The sequence below is a fragment of the Rhizobium leucaenae USDA 9039 genome, assembly GCF_000426285.1.
Lineage (GTDB): Bacteria > Pseudomonadota > Alphaproteobacteria > Rhizobiales > Rhizobiaceae > Rhizobium > Rhizobium leucaenae.
Genome location: NZ_AUFB01000033.1, coordinates 1 through 15,629, shown reverse-complemented (window position 1 = coordinate 15,629; position 15,629 = coordinate 1). Strand labels below are relative to the sequence as shown.

At 58.1% G+C, this 15,629-nt stretch carries 16 protein-coding genes; 7 read left to right on the top strand and 9 right to left on the bottom strand.

The genetic code is table 11. The features are described 5' to 3' along the window. Positions 1 to 276 precede the first annotated feature (276 nt). Positions 277 to 528: a hypothetical protein gene (locus K290_RS35295; RefSeq protein ID WP_051264254.1), complete on the top strand. Its 252-nt coding sequence runs from the start codon at positions 277 to 279 to the stop codon at positions 526 to 528. Here the strand turns inward: K290_RS35295 and K290_RS0128780 are convergent. Then, complete coding sequence (locus K290_RS0128780; protein WP_245276702.1) at positions 510 to 1,682, bottom strand: cytochrome-c peroxidase; 1,173 nt, start codon at positions 1,680 to 1,682, stop codon at positions 510 to 512. The two genes, K290_RS35295 and K290_RS0128780, sit on opposite strands and share 19 nt — an antisense overlap. Positions 1,683 to 1,909: 227 nt before the next feature. Between K290_RS0128780 and K290_RS35290 the strand changes: the two genes are divergently transcribed. The 4 genes from K290_RS35290 to K290_RS37540 all read left to right on the top strand — a co-directional run bounded on the left by K290_RS35290 (position 1,910) and on the right by K290_RS37540 (position 4,589). Further along, positions 1,910 to 3,487, top strand: a complete 1,578-nt coding sequence (locus tag K290_RS35290; RefSeq protein WP_051264249.1) for an acid phosphatase — start codon at positions 1,910 to 1,912, stop codon at positions 3,485 to 3,487. A gap of 306 nt (positions 3,488 to 3,793) precedes the next feature. After that, positions 3,794 to 3,976 carry a hypothetical protein gene (locus K290_RS0128770; RefSeq protein ID WP_028754977.1) on the top strand — a complete coding sequence of 61 codons (183 nt, stop codon included), beginning with the start codon at positions 3,794 to 3,796 and terminating at the stop codon, positions 3,974 to 3,976. Between the two features lie 49 nt (positions 3,977 to 4,025). Continuing rightward, positions 4,026 to 4,205, top strand: coding sequence for a DUF3606 domain-containing protein (locus tag K290_RS0128765; protein WP_028754976.1), 180 nt, complete (start codon positions 4,026 to 4,028; stop codon positions 4,203 to 4,205). A gap of 57 nt (positions 4,206 to 4,262) precedes the next feature. Beyond that, a complete protein-coding gene (locus K290_RS37540; RefSeq protein WP_154668694.1) occupies positions 4,263 to 4,589 on the top strand; it encodes a hypothetical protein in 327 nt (108 codons plus the stop codon). A gap of 65 nt (positions 4,590 to 4,654) precedes the next feature. Here K290_RS37540 and malQ read toward each other — a convergent pair whose 3' ends face one another. The 7 genes from malQ to K290_RS0128725 form a co-directional block, all read right to left on the bottom strand. Then, on the bottom strand, positions 4,655 to 6,733 hold the full coding sequence (gene malQ, locus K290_RS35285; protein WP_051264248.1) for a 4-alpha-glucanotransferase: 2,079 nt from the start codon (positions 6,731 to 6,733) through the stop codon (positions 4,655 to 4,657). Between the two features lie 88 nt (positions 6,734 to 6,821). Continuing rightward, the gene (locus K290_RS0128750) at positions 6,822 to 7,751 is read right to left on the bottom strand and encodes a ribokinase (RefSeq protein ID WP_028754974.1); all 930 of its coding nucleotides are present in this window, start codon (positions 7,749 to 7,751) and stop codon (positions 6,822 to 6,824) included. Beyond that, positions 7,748 to 8,206 carry an RbsD/FucU family protein gene (locus K290_RS0128745; RefSeq protein ID WP_028754973.1) on the bottom strand — a complete coding sequence of 153 codons (459 nt, stop codon included), beginning with the start codon at positions 8,204 to 8,206 and terminating at the stop codon, positions 7,748 to 7,750. Before K290_RS0128745 ends, K290_RS0128750 begins: the two co-directional genes overlap by 4 nt. A 53-nt stretch (positions 8,207 to 8,259) precedes the next feature. Then, on the bottom strand, positions 8,260 to 9,279 hold the full coding sequence (locus K290_RS0128740; protein WP_028754972.1) for a LacI family DNA-binding transcriptional regulator: 1,020 nt from the start codon (positions 9,277 to 9,279) through the stop codon (positions 8,260 to 8,262). A 17-nt stretch (positions 9,280 to 9,296) separates the two neighbouring features. After that, positions 9,297 to 10,208: a carbohydrate ABC transporter permease gene (locus tag K290_RS0128735; protein ID WP_028754971.1), complete on the bottom strand. Its 912-nt coding sequence runs from the start codon at positions 10,206 to 10,208 to the stop codon at positions 9,297 to 9,299. Continuing rightward, positions 10,208 to 11,326, bottom strand: a complete 1,119-nt coding sequence (locus K290_RS0128730; protein WP_028754970.1) for a carbohydrate ABC transporter permease — start codon at positions 11,324 to 11,326, stop codon at positions 10,208 to 10,210. Before K290_RS0128730 ends, K290_RS0128735 begins: the two co-directional genes overlap by 1 nt. 74 nt (positions 11,327 to 11,400) lie before the next feature. Beyond that, entirely contained in the window at positions 11,401 to 13,041 is a 1,641-nt protein-coding gene (locus tag K290_RS0128725; RefSeq protein ID WP_028754969.1) for an extracellular solute-binding protein, read from the bottom strand. A gap of 356 nt (positions 13,042 to 13,397) precedes the next feature. Between K290_RS0128725 and K290_RS0128720 the strand changes: the two genes are divergently transcribed. Beyond that, positions 13,398 to 14,465 (top strand): ABC transporter ATP-binding protein, encoded by a 1,068-nt coding sequence (locus K290_RS0128720; protein ID WP_028754968.1) that lies wholly within the window; start codon positions 13,398 to 13,400, stop codon positions 14,463 to 14,465. A gap of 271 nt (positions 14,466 to 14,736) precedes the next feature. Here the strand turns inward: K290_RS0128720 and K290_RS0128715 are convergent, their stop codons facing one another. Continuing rightward, positions 14,737 to 15,420: a hypothetical protein gene (locus K290_RS0128715; RefSeq protein WP_245276699.1), complete on the bottom strand. Its 684-nt coding sequence runs from the start codon at positions 15,418 to 15,420 to the stop codon at positions 14,737 to 14,739. On the opposite strand from K290_RS0128715, the gene K290_RS0128710 reads away from it, so the two are divergent. Further along, a partial coding sequence (locus K290_RS0128710) for a transposase (RefSeq protein ID WP_028754966.1) occupies positions 15,407 to 15,629 on the top strand: 223 nt, incomplete at its 3' end. The two genes, K290_RS0128715 and K290_RS0128710, sit on opposite strands and share 14 nt — an antisense overlap.

The window sequence follows — 15,629 nt, the reverse complement described above, 5'->3', positions numbered from 1 at the left end:
TGAACCGCCGGAGCCTCGTATAGCAATTCCCCCGCGACTAACGTCGGCCCGTCCCCACCATCTTGTCGGTTGACCCGTCGGTTCGCCCGCGGCTGAGCATGGGCATGCCAGAAATTTCTCTTACAGCGGGGCGGATTCGAGCCTTGTCCGCTTAGGCGAAACGGTGCGGCGTGGCGGACGTGCGTGGTGCCCGCCGTGTTGAATTTCGCATTGCGCTTGTAGACCGTCCGAACCCTTAGTAAAAAATGTTCGGGAAATTCTCGCAGGGTGATGATCATGGACGTCGACAAGGCGATTGCGCTGATCTCCGCGGCCGGTATCGAATTAACGGACCGGCGCCGCACAGACGCAGACGACGGGTGGTCGCTCAGCTTTTCAAACGGAGCCGAACTTCAAATAAGCGATGCTGGCAAAGTAAAGGTTTCTGGCAAGGGCGCCGAGACCATCGCCCGCCTGCTGGATCTGCCGGCAAAGCTACGGCATCGGGCAAGCCGTGTCCGCTCACGCCCTCACTCCGATGGTTCGTAGCCGTCGGTGAGCGTGCCGAGGAAAGCTACGATGGCGTCGATTTCGGTCGGAGAGAGCGCCGGCTCGTCTCCGGTCTTGCGATCGAAAGGCGGCTCGGTGTTGATGTTGGCTTTCGCCGCCTCTGGCAGATCGTCATATTTATCTACGCTCCCGTCGGGCTTGCGAGTATACCAGCGCTCCGGATGGGTCTCTCGTTCCACATAGAAGCGCACGGCGTCGCGCAGTGAGTGAATGTCGCCATTGTGGAAAAAGGTTTTGCGAAGAGCGACGTTGCGCAGTGTTGGTGTGCGAAAGAGCCCGCAATAATCTTCATGCCCAATGAAATCGGTGCGCAGGGGGCCGCAAAGGCCAAGATCGTAGAACGCCGGATCCTTGTTCGCTGGAATGTCGCGGTTACGGGGGACGCCGATGGCGATCAGTCCGTAGTCGGTGAACTGTGGCGGTGTGCCGTCATTCCCGCGCTGGCTGATGTGACAGGAGGCACAATTGCCCTTCTCAGGTGCATTGAAGAGGTCGAGCCCCCTTGCCTCCTGCGGAGTGAGTGCAGCCTTCCCGGCCAATACTGCGTCATATTTGCTGGAATAGGGATAGAAGGTGCGATAGTCCTGCTGAAAGACTTCCAGCGCCTTCACCGCAGTGCGAAAGAGGATCACCGGATCACTGACGGACTTTACCCCGGCTATATCCGTGATCGCCTTGCCGTAGCCCGCCGCGAGCACGTGGCGAGCCACCTCGGCTTCGCTCTTGTTGGCCATTTCGAAGTCAGAAAGCAATGGAATCCTGGCTTGCTCCCAGCCGCGATCGACCCGGCCGTCCCAGGTCAGGCCACCGGTCGGCCCGTTATCGACACTTTCGTCGGCTTCGTCCTCGGATTCGAAGAAATGCTCGGTGAAGGGCGGCACCGCCTGCAAATATTCGAGTGAGGGCACCGCCCGCAGCCCCGGCTGATGCAGGTCGCCGCCGCCGAGTTGCACCGCCCGGTCATCAGTCGGCCCAAAGGCGTGGTTGGGATCATGGCAGGAAGAACAAGCCATCTTGCCTGACGCCGACAAGGAGGGATCGAAGAAGAGGGCTTTACCAAGCGCCCCCAATGCCTGTGCTTGCCGTCGCACGTCGGCCCGCGACAAAGCTTGGCCCGCATGGACCGAGGTCATCGTGAGCAACAATGCAGCCGTACAGATCCCGACCCACTGTCTTGTTCGCGATTTGGATTGCATCGTTATGGTCGCGTCCCTTCACTGCAATCTCGTCTCTCCACCCAGAAATATCGTTAGACAGGTTTTAGAATCATTTCAATTAGAGCTTGCGTTGGCTGTTCGCCCGGATAAGCTGTCGTGCGAGGTGGAAGCACACCCACCGAAATCTGGGGAGGCCAATCCAAATGAAATCGATCACTGCTGCGGCCGTCTGCGCGTTGAGTTTTTCTGTGGCGGCTTTTAGCCCCGCCATCGCCGGCGACAGCGCCTCCGGCACAAAGGCGGGATCTGCCGGCAATGCTGCCAGCGATCTGAAGCTGATCGACACCGTGGTGGTGATTTATGCGGAAAATCGAAGCTTCGATAATCTCTACGGCAGCTTTCCAGGGGCTAACGGAGTTTCGAAGGCGTCGGCAAGCGCCCGCATCCAGCGCGATCGCGACGGCAAGCCTTTTCGTGAGTTGCCGCCGATCTGGGAGGGTCTCACCGCCAAAGGCGTGACACCACCGGTGACCCAAGCGGAAACCGAGCATCTTCCCAATCGACCATTCCGCGCCGACGATCCCAAGGGCTTCAACCTCAGTCCGAATACGATCACACGCGACCTCTGGCACCGTTACTATCAGAACCAGATGCAAATCGACGGCGGGCGCAACGACAAATTCGTCGCCTTTGCCGATTCAGGCGCGCTGGTGATGAGCTCGTGGGACGGCTCGAAGATGGCGATGTGGAAGATCGCTCAGAAATACGTGCTCGCCGATAACTTCTTCATGGGCGCTTTCGGCGGTTCCTTCTTCAACCACCAATGGCTGATTTGCGCCTGCGCGCCCTATTATCCCAACGCAGACACCAGTGCCGCCAAGCCTTCGATCGCAGTGGTCGAGCCCGACGGGGTGACCCTCAAGGCCGCCGACAATTCGCCAAAATCGGCGGTCGACGGCATTCCGAAGTTCGTCGGCGACGGCAATCTCACGCCCGATTTCTACGCCGTCAACACCATGCAACCGCCCTATCAGCCGAGTGGTAACGGTCCCGCGCCGGATGGCGACAAAGCACTGGCAGACCCGGCCAAGCCCACGACATTGCCGCCACAGATTGAACCAACCATCGGCGATATGCTTAGCCTCAAGCACGTGACCTGGGCCTGGTATGGCGGAGCTTGGCAGGATGTGCTCGACCACGGCAACAAGGAGCCTGTTCCAAATCTTCAATACCACCACCAGCCTTTCAACTACTATGCCAATTTCGCTCCGGGCACTGCAGCCAGGACTGAGCATCTGAGGGATGGCGGCTTAGGCGGCGTTGAGTTCATCAAAGCGATCGATGCCGGCATGCTGCCGCAAGTCTCGTTCTATAAGCCTCAAGGCAACCTTAACGAACATTCCGGTTATGCGGATATTGAAGCAGGCGATGCCCATATCGCCGATCTGATCGGGCATCTTGAGAAAAGCCCGCAATGGCCTCACATGCTGGTGGTCGTCACCTATGACGAAAATGGCGGCCTTTGGGATCACGTGGCGCCGCCGAAAGGCGACCGTTGGGGACCGGGTTCACGCATTCCAGCCATTATCGTCTCGCCCTTCGCGCGGCACGGTTATGTCGATCACACGCCCATGGACACGACCTCCATCTTACGTTTCATCACTCGCCGCTTCGAACTCCCAACCCTGCATGGCATTACCGTACGCGATACTGCCATCGCGGCCCATAAGCAGAAGCCACTCGGTGATTTAACCAGTGCACTCGTGCTCAAGGAGAAATGAGGCGGGATCCGAACTCATGACATTGGGTTCTGGTTTGCAGCGGTCCGTGGTCGCATGTTGCGCGAAATGGACTGTTCTTCGGAGATCAATTCCAGCCGTGATTTCTCGATGAGTGCTCTTGAGGGGCATCGAACCATCTGGCCCTCAGATCGGGTTAGCTCGCCCCAAATTCAGGTTGAATGCGATAAGCTTATAAGTGCAATCGCCTGCAGGGAATCGAACATTAATCCTCCGCCCAATTTCATTGCTGGACGGAACTTTCTGCTCCTTCCGAAGTAAGGTCTCCAGCAACAAAGGGAGGCCTTCATGGTGGATAAACAACCCACTTCGGAACAGAAAAAGTCCGATAAAAGAATCAAAAAGCCTGGCCCGCGGGAGCCGCTTGGCGGCTCCAGTGAACAGGGCGGCATTGCGCCAAGCGTCTATGACAAAGACCTCGTTATGCCCATCGGGAAACCAGGCGTCAGGATCAAAGACGAGAAGCGCTAGAGAAACTGCGACGACGACATTCGATTGTTGTCCGAGCGGGGAGAAAAAGATGGCTGACGATAAATCAAAGCTGGGACAGGACCGCAGAACAATAGCGGCCGGTGAGCCGTACGAAGTCAATTACTTTGCGCGAAAGCACGGCCTCTCCAAAGAGGCGGCCGCCAAGATCATCAAAGAGGCAGGCGGCAATCGCGAAAAGGCGAATGCGTTGGCCGAGAAGAAGAAGTAAGGCGCCACGCTGCCAGAAATACATCCGGCGCGAATTGCCGGCGCAGGAGGAACGTTCATGACCATGAAATCAATGCTGGTGGCTGCCATCGTTGGATTTACCGGCTTGATCCTGTCAAGCTGCGTGGAGGAAGGCCCCCTTTACGGGACGAGCGGGTATAACCCAGGCTATTATGGCGGTGGTGCCATCTTTATCGGAGGCGGTGACCATTACCGATATCGATATCGCTACGATCGAAACCATTATTATCGAGATCGCTATCGTGGCCATCACGACTACCGCTCGGGCAGGCTGGAATATCGGGGCCATCGTCCCGAGTATCAGCACGGTCGTCCGGGTGGACATCACCGCATTATACCCTTCGACAAAAACCTAAGTCGATGAGACGACTCAATCTCGGTGCCTGCAAGTACAGCCCTGTTCTGGATCTATGCAAAGGACTGCGTGCTCTACATCCGAGAGGCGGGATTCTCATCTCTGGGCGTCGCACCGCAGTCCGATGGGCGGCGTTTCGGCCGTTCCTCTTCGAAAACGGTCGAAATTCGGGCAAACAAGGCCGTGTCTTTCAGACGCTCGATAGGAATGTGCAGTTTCAAACACCAGTTGGGGTATTCTTCAGCAGTGCCGGGCACATTGGTTGGACGATCTTCTCCGACCATATCAGCCAACCGCGGAGCAACAAGCATACTGTTCGTTTTTGCCAGTAAGCGATGAAGCGCGACCGCGGCTTCGTCCGGTAGGTGGGCGCCTTGGCTTTGCTCCAACAGCATGAGATCGATCAGTTGCGCCTCCGCGAGTTTATCAAGCAGGGCTCTCTTTTGCTTGTCTCTGTCTTCGCGCGAGCGAACGGCCGCCTCGGCGTCAGACCATCCAAGCCCTTCGGCAAACGAAATATCGTCCCCGCGCCACCACCCTAGCAGTGGAGGCAAGTCATGGGTCGACAGACATGCGAGCGACAGTGAGGCTGGGAGGTCGGGATCGATATTCTGGGCGGCGATATCTTCGAAATACAAGACCTTATAGCCGAGGATGCCGGCTTTCTCCATCGCAGGTCGAAATCCTTCCGGGACGTTTCCAAGATCCTCGCCGATGATCACGGTTTGTCGTTCCCGCGACACAACAGCGAGGCTCGCAATCATGTCCGGAAACGGATATCGCAGATATCCGCCCGCAGCGGCCGTCTCGCCCGCCGGAATCAGGAACAGTTGCCAAAGGCCGAGAGCGTGGTCCAGTCTCAGCGCGCCGGCAAACCTTGCGGTTCGATCGATCAATCGCCGATAATTGGGCTGGGCGGGGTTGGCGAGGAGGCTGGGAGACAGAGGCACGAGACTCCAATCCTGCCCTTTAGCGCTGAAGGCATCCGGTGGTGCGCCGATATGCATCGTGGATAGAACCAGATCCGGCGCCGACCAAGTTGACGATCCATCCGGAACGTCTCCGACCGCAAAATCGAGATAAAGGCCGAAGCGAAGGCCTGTCTGACGGGCGCAATTTGCGAGATTCTGCAATTGATGCGCGGTCAGCCACTGCAGCCAGATGTGAAACCCGACATCATCCAGATGGTCGGCAGCATAGCTCTCCACCGCCGCCGCATGCCGATTCTGGAACTCCGCCGGCCAATCATGCCATCCGCTTCCAAAGCCTTGCTCAGTCATGAAAAACGACAGGCTTTCGAACAGGCCATGGCCAAACAGCACATCGCCGCCTTCTCGCTTGAAGTCGTCGAAAGCACGCTTAGCCGCGTCCGTATCGGAGAAATCCGCCTTGTTCCACTCATGCCACATTTGTCTAAGAACAGTCAGTTTGAGCATGGCGACGGCGGCGTAATCCACGAGTTCGAGCGCTCGGTTTTCCGCCAGCCTCTCCTCATCGACCATATCTTTGCGGAAGCCGGGAATCTTATCGACCGCGAGGTACAGCGGATTGAGGAACAGGCGACTGGAGGGGGAGTAAGGGCTGCAGCGTCTAGGCTCCGCCAGGAACAGGGCATGAAGCGGGTTGAGCCCGATGAAGTCGGCCCCCGCTTCGGCCGCAATTAAGCAGAGTTGTCTGACATCCTCGAAGTCGCCAATCCCCCAATTGCGGCAGGACGTAAGCTCGTAAACCTGAGTGGAAATGCCCCAAGCTCGCGTCGCGCCAGGTGAAGGGGGAAGGAAACAGCGAGCACCCTCCGGTACGTCCAAACGTGGCCTTGCCCATTGTCTGTCGGGTTGCGCCTCCAGACGATCAGGAAAACCGAGGGCTTGCAGCATTCGCAGCCTGGTTTCCGCCGGAACGGCGCGCCTTCTGCCTTGAAGGTCTTCGTAGGTCGCGGTGATCCCATGCTTCTCGGCTAAGCTTTCGAGGTCAGGATCAAGGCGTGGCTTTCGTTTCATCATGCCACCTAGCAAGAAAGCTCGGCGAGCCGGATTTGCGGGACCGAGGACGGACATCGGTTCCGTGAGCAGCACAGGCTTCCCGCCGCCTTCTTTTGATGTCACGCAATTGAGCTTGTCAGATTTTTGCCGCCGCCTCAATTGCTCCGCCATGTCTTCCATGCGGTTGTGAAGAGTTAGGTCCAATGAGCTGCTGCTGGCTTTGCTCCCCCAGGCAATCCATCAGTTCTTGAATGTTCAATTATGAGGAGCGCAGCAAGGCGTCGATCTCGGCGCGCGATGGCATGGCCGGGGCCGTGCCCGGCCGGGTCACGGCGATTGCCGCGGTCGCGCAGCCGAAACGGACGGCTTCGACCGGCGCACATCCTTCGGAAATCGCCGTGGCGAAGCCGCCCAGAAAAGCGTCTCCAGCCCCGGTGGTGTCAATGACATTGCCCGCGGAAAATGCCGGTACGAATTCGCTCTGCCCGGCCGTGAGATAGAGCGCACCGCGGGCACCGAGGGTGACGATCGCCGCGCGGGCACCCCTTTTCAGCAGGATACCGCCTGCCGCGCGGGCCTGTTCATCGGTTTCGATCGTGTGACCCACCAATTCGGCGGCTTCCACCTCATTGGGTACGATGAAATCGCACAATTCATAAACGCTGTCCGGAATGGCGCGGGCGGGCGCTGGGTTGAAAATCGTCGTGGCCCCTGCCCTTTTCGCCATCGACAACCCGCGCATGGCCGCCTCGAGCGGCTGTTCGAGCTGAGTCATGAAAATGGCGGCGCTTTCGATCTCCATCCGGTTCGCGTCGACATCTTCGATGCCGATAAGGCCTGCCGCCCCCGGCGCGACAATGATTGCATTGTCGCCGCTCACTTCATCGACGAAGATGAAGGCAGCGCCTGTGGAGACGCCTTCCATCTTCATGACATTGGCTTTGACGCCCGCCGCCGCGTAGGCCGCAAGGGCCATCTCACCGAACGGGTCGTTGCCGATCCGCGAAATGAAGGTCACCTTGCCGCCGGCCTTGGCCGCGGCGATCGCCTGATTGGAGCCCTTGCCTCCCGGCCCGAGGGTGAACCCAGACCCCATCAGCGTCTCGGCAATATGAGGCAAACGTTTAGCCTTATAGGCGGTGTCCGCGGCAAAAATACCGAGAATGACAATTCCCTTTTTCTCGCTCATCTGACGTCCTCCATTGGAATGACACCTTTGGTCAGAAGGAAGCATCCATAGAAGCGCAGTTCGCCAGTTGCGATGACACAATAGGCCTTCGCAGCAATGTCATAGAACGCCATTCTTTCGACCGAATACATGGGCGAAGGCTTGCCTTCGGTACGGTCGACAATCGCCTGGACTTCCTGTTGAATCGCCGGAATTTCGTCCGGCTTGCCGATCATCTCCATGCGGCCCACCGAGGGCTGGATCGGCGTGTCCAGCGGCAAGACCGAAAGAATTGCGTCGATTGCCTGCGGTGCCGGAATGTTTTCCATGGTCAGCAGCTTGCCGAGGCGCGTCTGGCGGGCTGTCGAATCCGATGGAAAGTTCCTGTCAGAAACGACGAGATAGTCACCGTGTCCCATGTTGCAAAGCGCTTGAAGAATGTCGCCGTTGAGTTCGGCCCTGATACCCTTGAGCATGGATTTCTTTATCCCTTTCTAGCGGCCGCAGCACCGGCCCTGCTTCGATATGTCTATCCGGCAATATTCACCTTAGCTCGCACGCACGGACCCGTCGAACTGCGGATAATCAGCGATCCGTCCACCATCTCGTCTCGCGTACTCGATGACTCCTCAAGAAGAAGGGCGACCGCGCGCCGTGCCAGCTTGTCCGCCGGCTGACGTATGGTTGTCAGCCGCGGCACTACGAGATTGGCAAGAGAAATATCGTCGAAACCCGTGACCGACAGCTTTCGCGGCACGTCGATCTTGAGGTCGCGCGCAGCGCGCAGCGCGCCGATCGCCTGCTGGTCGCTAGCGGCCGCAATCGCGGTGGGCCGGTCCTGTGGCGGCCGCAAAAGCAGGTCGCGGGCGATTCTTTCACCGGACTCGTAGTCGAATTTGCCATCGACAATTTCCAGTTCAACCGGTTCGCCGATTTTGCCGAACCCGTTGATCCGATTGACGAAGCCCCCCTTGCGCATGCGCCCCGCCTCGGTGTCGGGCGGCCCGGCGATATAGGCGATGCGGCGGTGCCCAAGCCCATAGAGATGGTCCGCAATTAGCCCCGCTGCCCGCGCATGGTGGGTCGACACCAGGGGAAAGGTACCGAAGCGCCGGTCCAGCGATATGATCGGAACCGGTGCTTCCAGATGGAGGCCCGAACTGTCGCTCGAAGCGACCACGATGATGCCGCGCACCGACCGGTCGAGAAAGGCCGAAACATGGCTCCGCTCCGCGCCGCGATCGTCATGCGAGCTTGCCAACATGAGACTATGCCCGCATTCAAGCGCCGCACGCTCGACGCTTGCCGCAAGCTGCGCGAAAAACGGGTTGGTGATGTCGGGAACGATCAGGCCGATCACATCCGTTCTACTGGTGCGCAGGGCTCTCGCGGTCACGTTTGGCCGGTAACCGAGCGCAGAAATCGCGCCGTTGACCTTCTCGCGCAGTAGGGGTTTGACCGCAACTTCGCCCGACAGCACCCGCGAAACGGTGCCCACGGATACGCCCGCATATTCGGCGACATCCTTGACTGTGGGCATCTTTGACATTTTCCAATATCCCGCCGCTACTTTACCGCGCCTGCGGTCATGCCGGCGATGATGTGCTTTTCCAGCACAACGCCAACGAAGACCAGCGGAAGGATGCCGGCGGTGGAAAGGGCGGCCATTGACCACCAATTGATGCCCTGGCTGCCTGTCTGGCTGGCGATCATCACCGGCAGCGTATTGGTATTGGTGGAGGTCAGCAGTGCTGCGAAGAAATATTCGTTCCAGCACAGGATCAGCGCCAGAAGAAACGCGGCCACCATGCCGGGCAGGACAAGCGGCACGATGATGTGGCCAAAGGCACCCCAGATGGACAGGCCATCGACAAGCGCCGCCTCCTCCAGTTCGACCGGTACCGTAGCGAATTGGTCGCGCATGATCCAGACGACGATTGGCAGGACCATCAGCGTATAGACGGCGATCATGCCCGCATAGGTATCAAGCAGCGCCAGTTCCTTGTAGAGAACCAGAAACGGAAGGGCGAGGACGACCGGTGGCATAATGAGCTGCGACAGGAAGAAAAAGGAAATGTCGGAGTTGCGCATATAGCCGAACTTATAGGAAAAGCGGCTGAGGCCGTAGGCCGCCAGCGATCCGAGCACCACCGCAAGGGCCGATGCCGTGACCGAAATGATGACGCTGTTCCACAGCCTGCGCATAAACTCGTCACGCACCGTCGAGATCTGGAAAATAGTATCTGGGGAAAGCCCGAGCGAGCGCCAGCCGAGCCAGCTCGGAGAAAAGTTGAACCAGGGGACGAGATTGCCCTTCATGACGTCCGCGGCCGTCTTGAACGAGGTTGAAACCGTCCAGAACAATGGGAAGATGCAGACAAAGGCCCAGATGACGAGCAGGCCGTAGACGGCAAAACGCATCGCCCACCAGCGAATGCGCTGGCCGCGCGCGTATTTTTCGAAATCGATCGAACCCATCAGAGCCTTCCTGTCATGCGCTTCACGATACGGTCGGAAATCTTCATCAGCATCGTCATCCCGAAAACGATGATCACGAGGTAGACGAGTGCGAGCAGAGTGCCGTATCCGACATTCGAACGGTCGCGGTATTCGCGATAGATGAAACTGGTGACGGAATCGGTTGCCCCGCCCGGACCCCCGGCGGTCACCGTGATGATGATATCGGCGAGCTTCAACTTGAAGATGATGCGGATCATCACCGTCGTCACCGAAACCGGCAACATCAGCGGGAAAATGACCTGCCAGAAGCGTTGCCACTTCGTCGCGCCATCAACTTCGGCCGCCTCCAGCACTTCCTTGGACAGGGCCTGCAATCCGGCGAGCAGCATGATCATCATGAAGGGAATGAAGGTCCAGGCATCCATGATGATGATCGATAGCCTCGCCGTCAGCGGATCGCCGAAAAAGGAGGGATTTTCCCAGCCGAGCCAGCGGGCAAAACGCGCAACCGGACCAAAGCGGGTCTCCAGCATCGACTTGCCGACCATCCAGCTCACGGCAACCGGCGACAGCATCAACGGCACCAGGAAGGTTACGCGCCAGAACTTGCGGGCGACGATTTCCTGGTTGAGAAGCAGCGCCAAGCCGAACGCGATCGCGTATTCGACCGCAATCGCCAGGCAATAAAGGATCATGTTGAGCAGCGCGTTGGCATAGAACGGATCCGAGATCATCCGGCGCACATTGTCGAGCCCGTTGAAGCGCCGCCCGGCCGACGAGGCAAGGTTCCAGTCGGAAAAGCCGATCCAGAGCGCGAAAAGCAGCGGGAAGACCACCATCGACACGACGAAAAGCGCGGCCGGCAGCACAAAAAGGGCCTTCTTGCCTGTCTCACCGTAAATGACGACGCGAGTGATGCAGAGAACTGCTGCCCAGAGAAAATAGGCATAAAGAACCGGGCGCCAGTTCTCGAAGCCCCAACTGGTCCAGCCCAGTTCGTGGAAAGCCTGCAATACAAACGATGCTATGAACGATATGGCGCTGAGCCACAGAGCCGTGCGGCCCCAGAAACGACGGCTCGCGGAAATGGAGCCGGCTTCGACCGTGTGGAGCAGGTCGCCTTCGACTGTCGACATGATATTCCTCGCCCGGACAGAATGGGCGCTGGCGAAGCCGCTTCCGGTCCGCCAGCGCGTTTAATTTCAACCGGTCAGAGCCCGAGGCTCGTCCGATAGAGTTTCAACTGGCTATCGCGACCGATCTGGTCGGTAATCTTGTCCCAGGCGGCAGCAATCGCATCCGCGGTTTCCTGGGCAGACTTGTACTGTCCGGCATAGCCCTTCGCCAGTTCGTCCTCGGCAACAGAGTAATATTGGAAGATGCCGGGGATGCGCGGTTCGATGGCGGCATTCGGATGGTTGTAGCTGTCGGCGTTCGAACCCAGATAGTCCTGGATATAGGCGCGGTCGTAGCCTGCTTTTTCCCATTCGTCATAGTTGAAGTTGGATTGCCGGTAGGGCTGGAAGCCGGAGGGATAGGCCGAAGTCCACAGAGACAGATCCTTGCCGCCGAGATGGGCGGCCGCGGACCAGGCGGCCTTGCGCTTCTTTTCGTCGCTGGAGACGCGCTTGGTGACATAGATGCCCCAGCCGAGATAGGCCATATTCGGCGCTTCGTTATATTTGTCTTCCCACTTCCCGGTCTTGCGGTTGTAGACGCGATCGGAGCCGCGGTTGATACCGAAGCCGACCACATCGCCCACGACGGATGTATCCGAAGTGCGCGCGCTGGACCCGACATCGCCCCACCACATCAGCATCGAGCCAGTGCCTGCGAGGAACTGCGAGAAGGCCGTGGTGCCTGGATCCGCATTGATCTGGTCGGCCGGATAAGCCTTTGCCGCGATCAGGTCCAGGACATCCTGGATCGCCTGAACCCATCCGGGATTGTTCACCAGCGGCTTCATGTTTTCCGGATCGAACAGCCAAACCGGGTCGCCCGGATATTTGGTGTAGGCCGTCGCGCGGTTCTCGATGAAGTAGAAGCCGAAACCGCCCCAGCCCTTGAGCGGGTCGAGATAGCCATAAGCCGGCTGGCCGGTCAGCGGGTCTTTCTTGCCGATCAGCTTCTTGGAAACGTCGTTGATTTCCTGCCAGGTCTTCGGCGGCTTTGCCATGCCGCTGATCGAGCCTTCGCCGAAGTAATCCTTGCGGTAGGCGAAGGTATGGCAGTCGCCGTCGATAGTCACCCGGTAGGTTTTGCCGCCCCACGTGCCGACGGGTGGCTTCAGGTAACTCACAAGGTCGTCTGACTCGATCTGCTTTCCAACCCAACTGGGCATCTCGTCCAGAAGCCCGCGCCCGGCGGTGTCGCCTTCGAACGGCGCCCCCATCTCCAGAATGTCGAAATCGACCGTGCCGGTCGCGATCGATTGCTGAAGGCGGGCGTTATAGTCGGCCTGGGCAAGATCGATCCAATTGATCTTGGCGCCAGTATAGGCTTCCCACGGCTTCAGGAAGCCGCGGAACAGGAAGTTGTGGAGGTTCTGGTTGTTGAGCCCCATAAAGGTCAGTTCGACACCTGCGAACTCACCCTGCTTGACATTGGCCTTGGTCGGACCGAGGCAAAGCTCGCCCACCTTCTGCCAGTCCGAATCCGTCGGCGAGCCCTTGCCGACACCCGGAATTTGCAGGATCTGGGCGCGCACATCATCGGCGGCGAAAGCCATGCCGGGAATTCCACCCAATGCGCTGGATACGCCGAGCAAAGCCGCGGCGCTGGCTGTTCCACGCAAAACGTCGCGGCGGCTTGCCTGACGGCGCATCAGTGCATCGTATATTTCGACTTTCATGTCATCCTCCTCCACGTTTATTTGTGCTGCCGCCCGGCAGGTCTTGCAAGCCTGGCTTCGCCAGTCCGATTTAACACTGGCCTCGTGCAGAACTATCTGGTAAGCAAGAAAATGAAACGTTTCATATCATGCTTGAAAACCGCTCCTCCACGGTCTCCCCGTCAAGGATGGGACGGTAGGTGTAAAAAGTCAATAAGAAATGAAACGTTTCATGGAGGAGATTGCCGGGTGCTTTTGAAGCGAAGCTACCGGGCGCTGTTGCCGGACTGGATGCGCAAAAGCTCCGCGGCAAAATATGCATAAGCGCGCGACTATTCCTTTCAAAAAGGGGTCGCCGGAAAGCAAGTGGGAGCGAGATGGCTGACGTCAATATTTCAGGAGCGCGGAAGGCCTACGGCGGCCTTAATGTCCTGCATGGGGTAAACATAGAAATTCACGACGGCGAGTTTGTCGTGCTCGTCGGACCGTCTGGTTGCGGCAAGTCGACCTTGTTGCGCATGGTCGCTGGGCTCGAAGGCATCACTGGCGGCACCATTTCGATCGGCGGAAAGATCGTCAACAATCTGCCGCCCAAGGACCGCGATATCGCGATGGTCTTCCAGAGCTATGCGCTCTATCCGCACAAAACGGTTGCCGAAAACATGGTCTTCGCGTTGCGCCTACAGAAGCAGCCAGCCGAGGTCATCAAACAACGCCTGCAGGCCGCGGCCGAAACGCTCGACCTCGTCCCTTATCTGCATCGTTATCCGCGCCAGCTTTCAGGCGGCCAGCGGCAGCGTGTGGCGATGGGCCGAGCCATCGTCAGGTCGCCGCAAGTATTCCTGTTCGACGAGCCCCTGTCGAACCTGGACGCCAAGCTTCGCGTGCAGATGCGCAAGGAGATCAAGGAGCTGCACCAGCGGCTTAAGACTACGACCATCTATGTCACCCATGACCAGGTGGAAGCCATGACCATGGCCGACAAGATCGTGGTCATGCAGGGCGGCAATGTCGAGCAGATCGGCACGCCTTTGGAACTTTACGACCGTCCCCGCAACACGTTCGTCGCAACTTTCATCGGCTCTCCGTCGATGAACCTTTTAAAGGGTCGATACAAGGCCGATGGCGCAATCTTCGTCACGGAAACCGGCGACGAGATCGCGCTTGGTTTCACGCCAAAGGCCTCTGACGGACAGTCAGTGCTCCTAGGCATGCGGCCTGAACACCTGTCACTCGCCGAAAGCGGGCTGCAGGCAACCGTCAACGTCACCGAACCCACCGGCCATGAGACGATGGTGTTCCTGCGCTATGGGTCGGGCGAGCTTGTCGCGGTGTTTTCCGAACGTCACGATTTTGAGACAGGGCAGGTCGTCACGATAGCCGCCCGTTCAGGCAAGCTTCATCTTTTCGATGCAGAATCGGGCCAAACGTTGCGGCCCGAGTGAGCCATGGCCTTGCCGTTGACTACGATTAGCCCGGCGCTCGGGCCTGTGCGAAAAGCAGTGTTTTAGCGCCTAGAAATTCATCTGCAGGTAGTATAAAATGAGTGGGCGAGCAAGTTTCCCCGACACTTGAACGCACTGAGTGAGCCGTCATTCGGTTCCCGGCTCTGTCTTGCCCCACAAGGCAGAGCCGAACCTTCCGCAAGAAGGATTGCCGATGACAGCTTGATGGAAGGGCGTGATCGCCGTGCTCGGCACGCAATAAAGGCGATGCTTACAATACACCGTCGGGCAAATATTTCCGCGGTATCGCTTTGACAAAAAGCTCCATTTCACCTTCCACGACACGTCCGCGCTCGGCGACCGTCTGTATCTCCTTTTCAGCCATTTGGGCCATCAACAGATTATAGGCGATCGCCATAATTGTGGGCGTGAGACAAACTGCCGTAATTACGAGGAAATATCTGATCCTGATTGGGCATGCGGCCATTGCCGAAGAGCCAACCAAAAAAATGAAAGCCAAAGCAGCAACAATCAACGCGGCGTATCTGATGAAATTGTCAAATTTATACATGTTTTCATCAAACGGATCTCGCCAACGGTCCTGGTTCCAGATGTGAAGATTGAGCTTCTGAGCCTCTACATCACCCTTATTCCATGCTCGGGTCTCTTCGCTGAACAGATCGAGCTTTTCCGGTTTCGGAATGGATCGATAAAGCGCCAGTGCGCGGGCAATGATATTATCGGTTTTTGTCATCGCCCGCTCGTATCGTAAGAAAGCTGGTGCCCGTATTTCTCGAAACGAGAAGTACGCCAGATTCAAAGCAACGCTGATTTGAAGCACAGATGACGTCCCGAGAAGTGGTGTAGCAGGATAGCGGTGGTCATCGGCTTTTTCCGGTAGGGTTGGGTTGTTCAAGCACAACCTGATGGAAAGACCACCGATGACCAATGACATGATGGACCTCCGCTCGCTTGTTGAGAAGAGCGCTGATGCGGATTTGCTGCGCGAGATGATTGGCTTTGCCGCCGAGAAGTTGATGGAGCTAGAGGTTGGCACGAAGACCGGTGCGGCCTACGGCGAGAAGAATGACTTTCGACTTGCTCAGCGTAACGGCTATCGCGACCGCGACTGGGAGACCCGAGCTGGCACCGTCGAACTTCGGA

Excerpts from the sequence above, each read along its gene's own strand:
- K290_RS35295 (WP_051264254.1), top strand. The coding sequence starts at position 277 with ATGGACGTCGACAAGGCGATTGCGCTGATCTCCGCGGCCGGTATCGAA.
- K290_RS0128750 (WP_028754974.1), bottom strand. The coding sequence starts at position 7,751 with ATGAGCGAGAAAAAGGGAATTGTCATTCTCGGTATTTTTGCCGCGGAC.
- malQ (WP_051264248.1), bottom strand. The coding sequence starts at position 6,733 with ATGGCGGAGCAATTGAGGCGGCGGCAAAAATCTGACAAGCTCAATTGC.
- K290_RS0128715 (WP_245276699.1), bottom strand. The coding sequence starts at position 15,420 with ATGTCATTGGTCATCGGTGGTCTTTCCATCAGGTTGTGCTTGAACAAC.
- K290_RS0128720 (WP_028754968.1), top strand. The coding sequence starts at position 13,398 with ATGGCTGACGTCAATATTTCAGGAGCGCGGAAGGCCTACGGCGGCCTT.
- K290_RS35290 (WP_051264249.1), top strand. The coding sequence starts at position 1,910 with ATGAAATCGATCACTGCTGCGGCCGTCTGCGCGTTGAGTTTTTCTGTG.
- K290_RS0128730 (WP_028754970.1), bottom strand. The coding sequence starts at position 11,326 with ATGTCGACAGTCGAAGGCGACCTGCTCCACACGGTCGAAGCCGGCTCC.
- K290_RS0128770 (WP_028754977.1), top strand. The coding sequence starts at position 3,794 with ATGGTGGATAAACAACCCACTTCGGAACAGAAAAAGTCCGATAAAAGA.
- K290_RS0128765 (WP_028754976.1), top strand. The coding sequence starts at position 4,026 with ATGGCTGACGATAAATCAAAGCTGGGACAGGACCGCAGAACAATAGCG.
- K290_RS37540 (WP_154668694.1), top strand. The coding sequence starts at position 4,263 with ATGACCATGAAATCAATGCTGGTGGCTGCCATCGTTGGATTTACCGGC.
- K290_RS0128740 (WP_028754972.1), bottom strand. The coding sequence starts at position 9,279 with ATGTCAAAGATGCCCACAGTCAAGGATGTCGCCGAATATGCGGGCGTA.
- K290_RS0128745 (WP_028754973.1), bottom strand. The coding sequence starts at position 8,206 with ATGCTCAAGGGTATCAGGGCCGAACTCAACGGCGACATTCTTCAAGCG.
- K290_RS0128780 (WP_245276702.1), bottom strand. The coding sequence starts at position 1,682 with ATGACCTCGGTCCATGCGGGCCAAGCTTTGTCGCGGGCCGACGTGCGA.
- K290_RS0128725 (WP_028754969.1), bottom strand. The coding sequence starts at position 13,041 with ATGAAAGTCGAAATATACGATGCACTGATGCGCCGTCAGGCAAGCCGC.
- K290_RS0128735 (WP_028754971.1), bottom strand. The coding sequence starts at position 10,208 with ATGGGTTCGATCGATTTCGAAAAATACGCGCGCGGCCAGCGCATTCGC.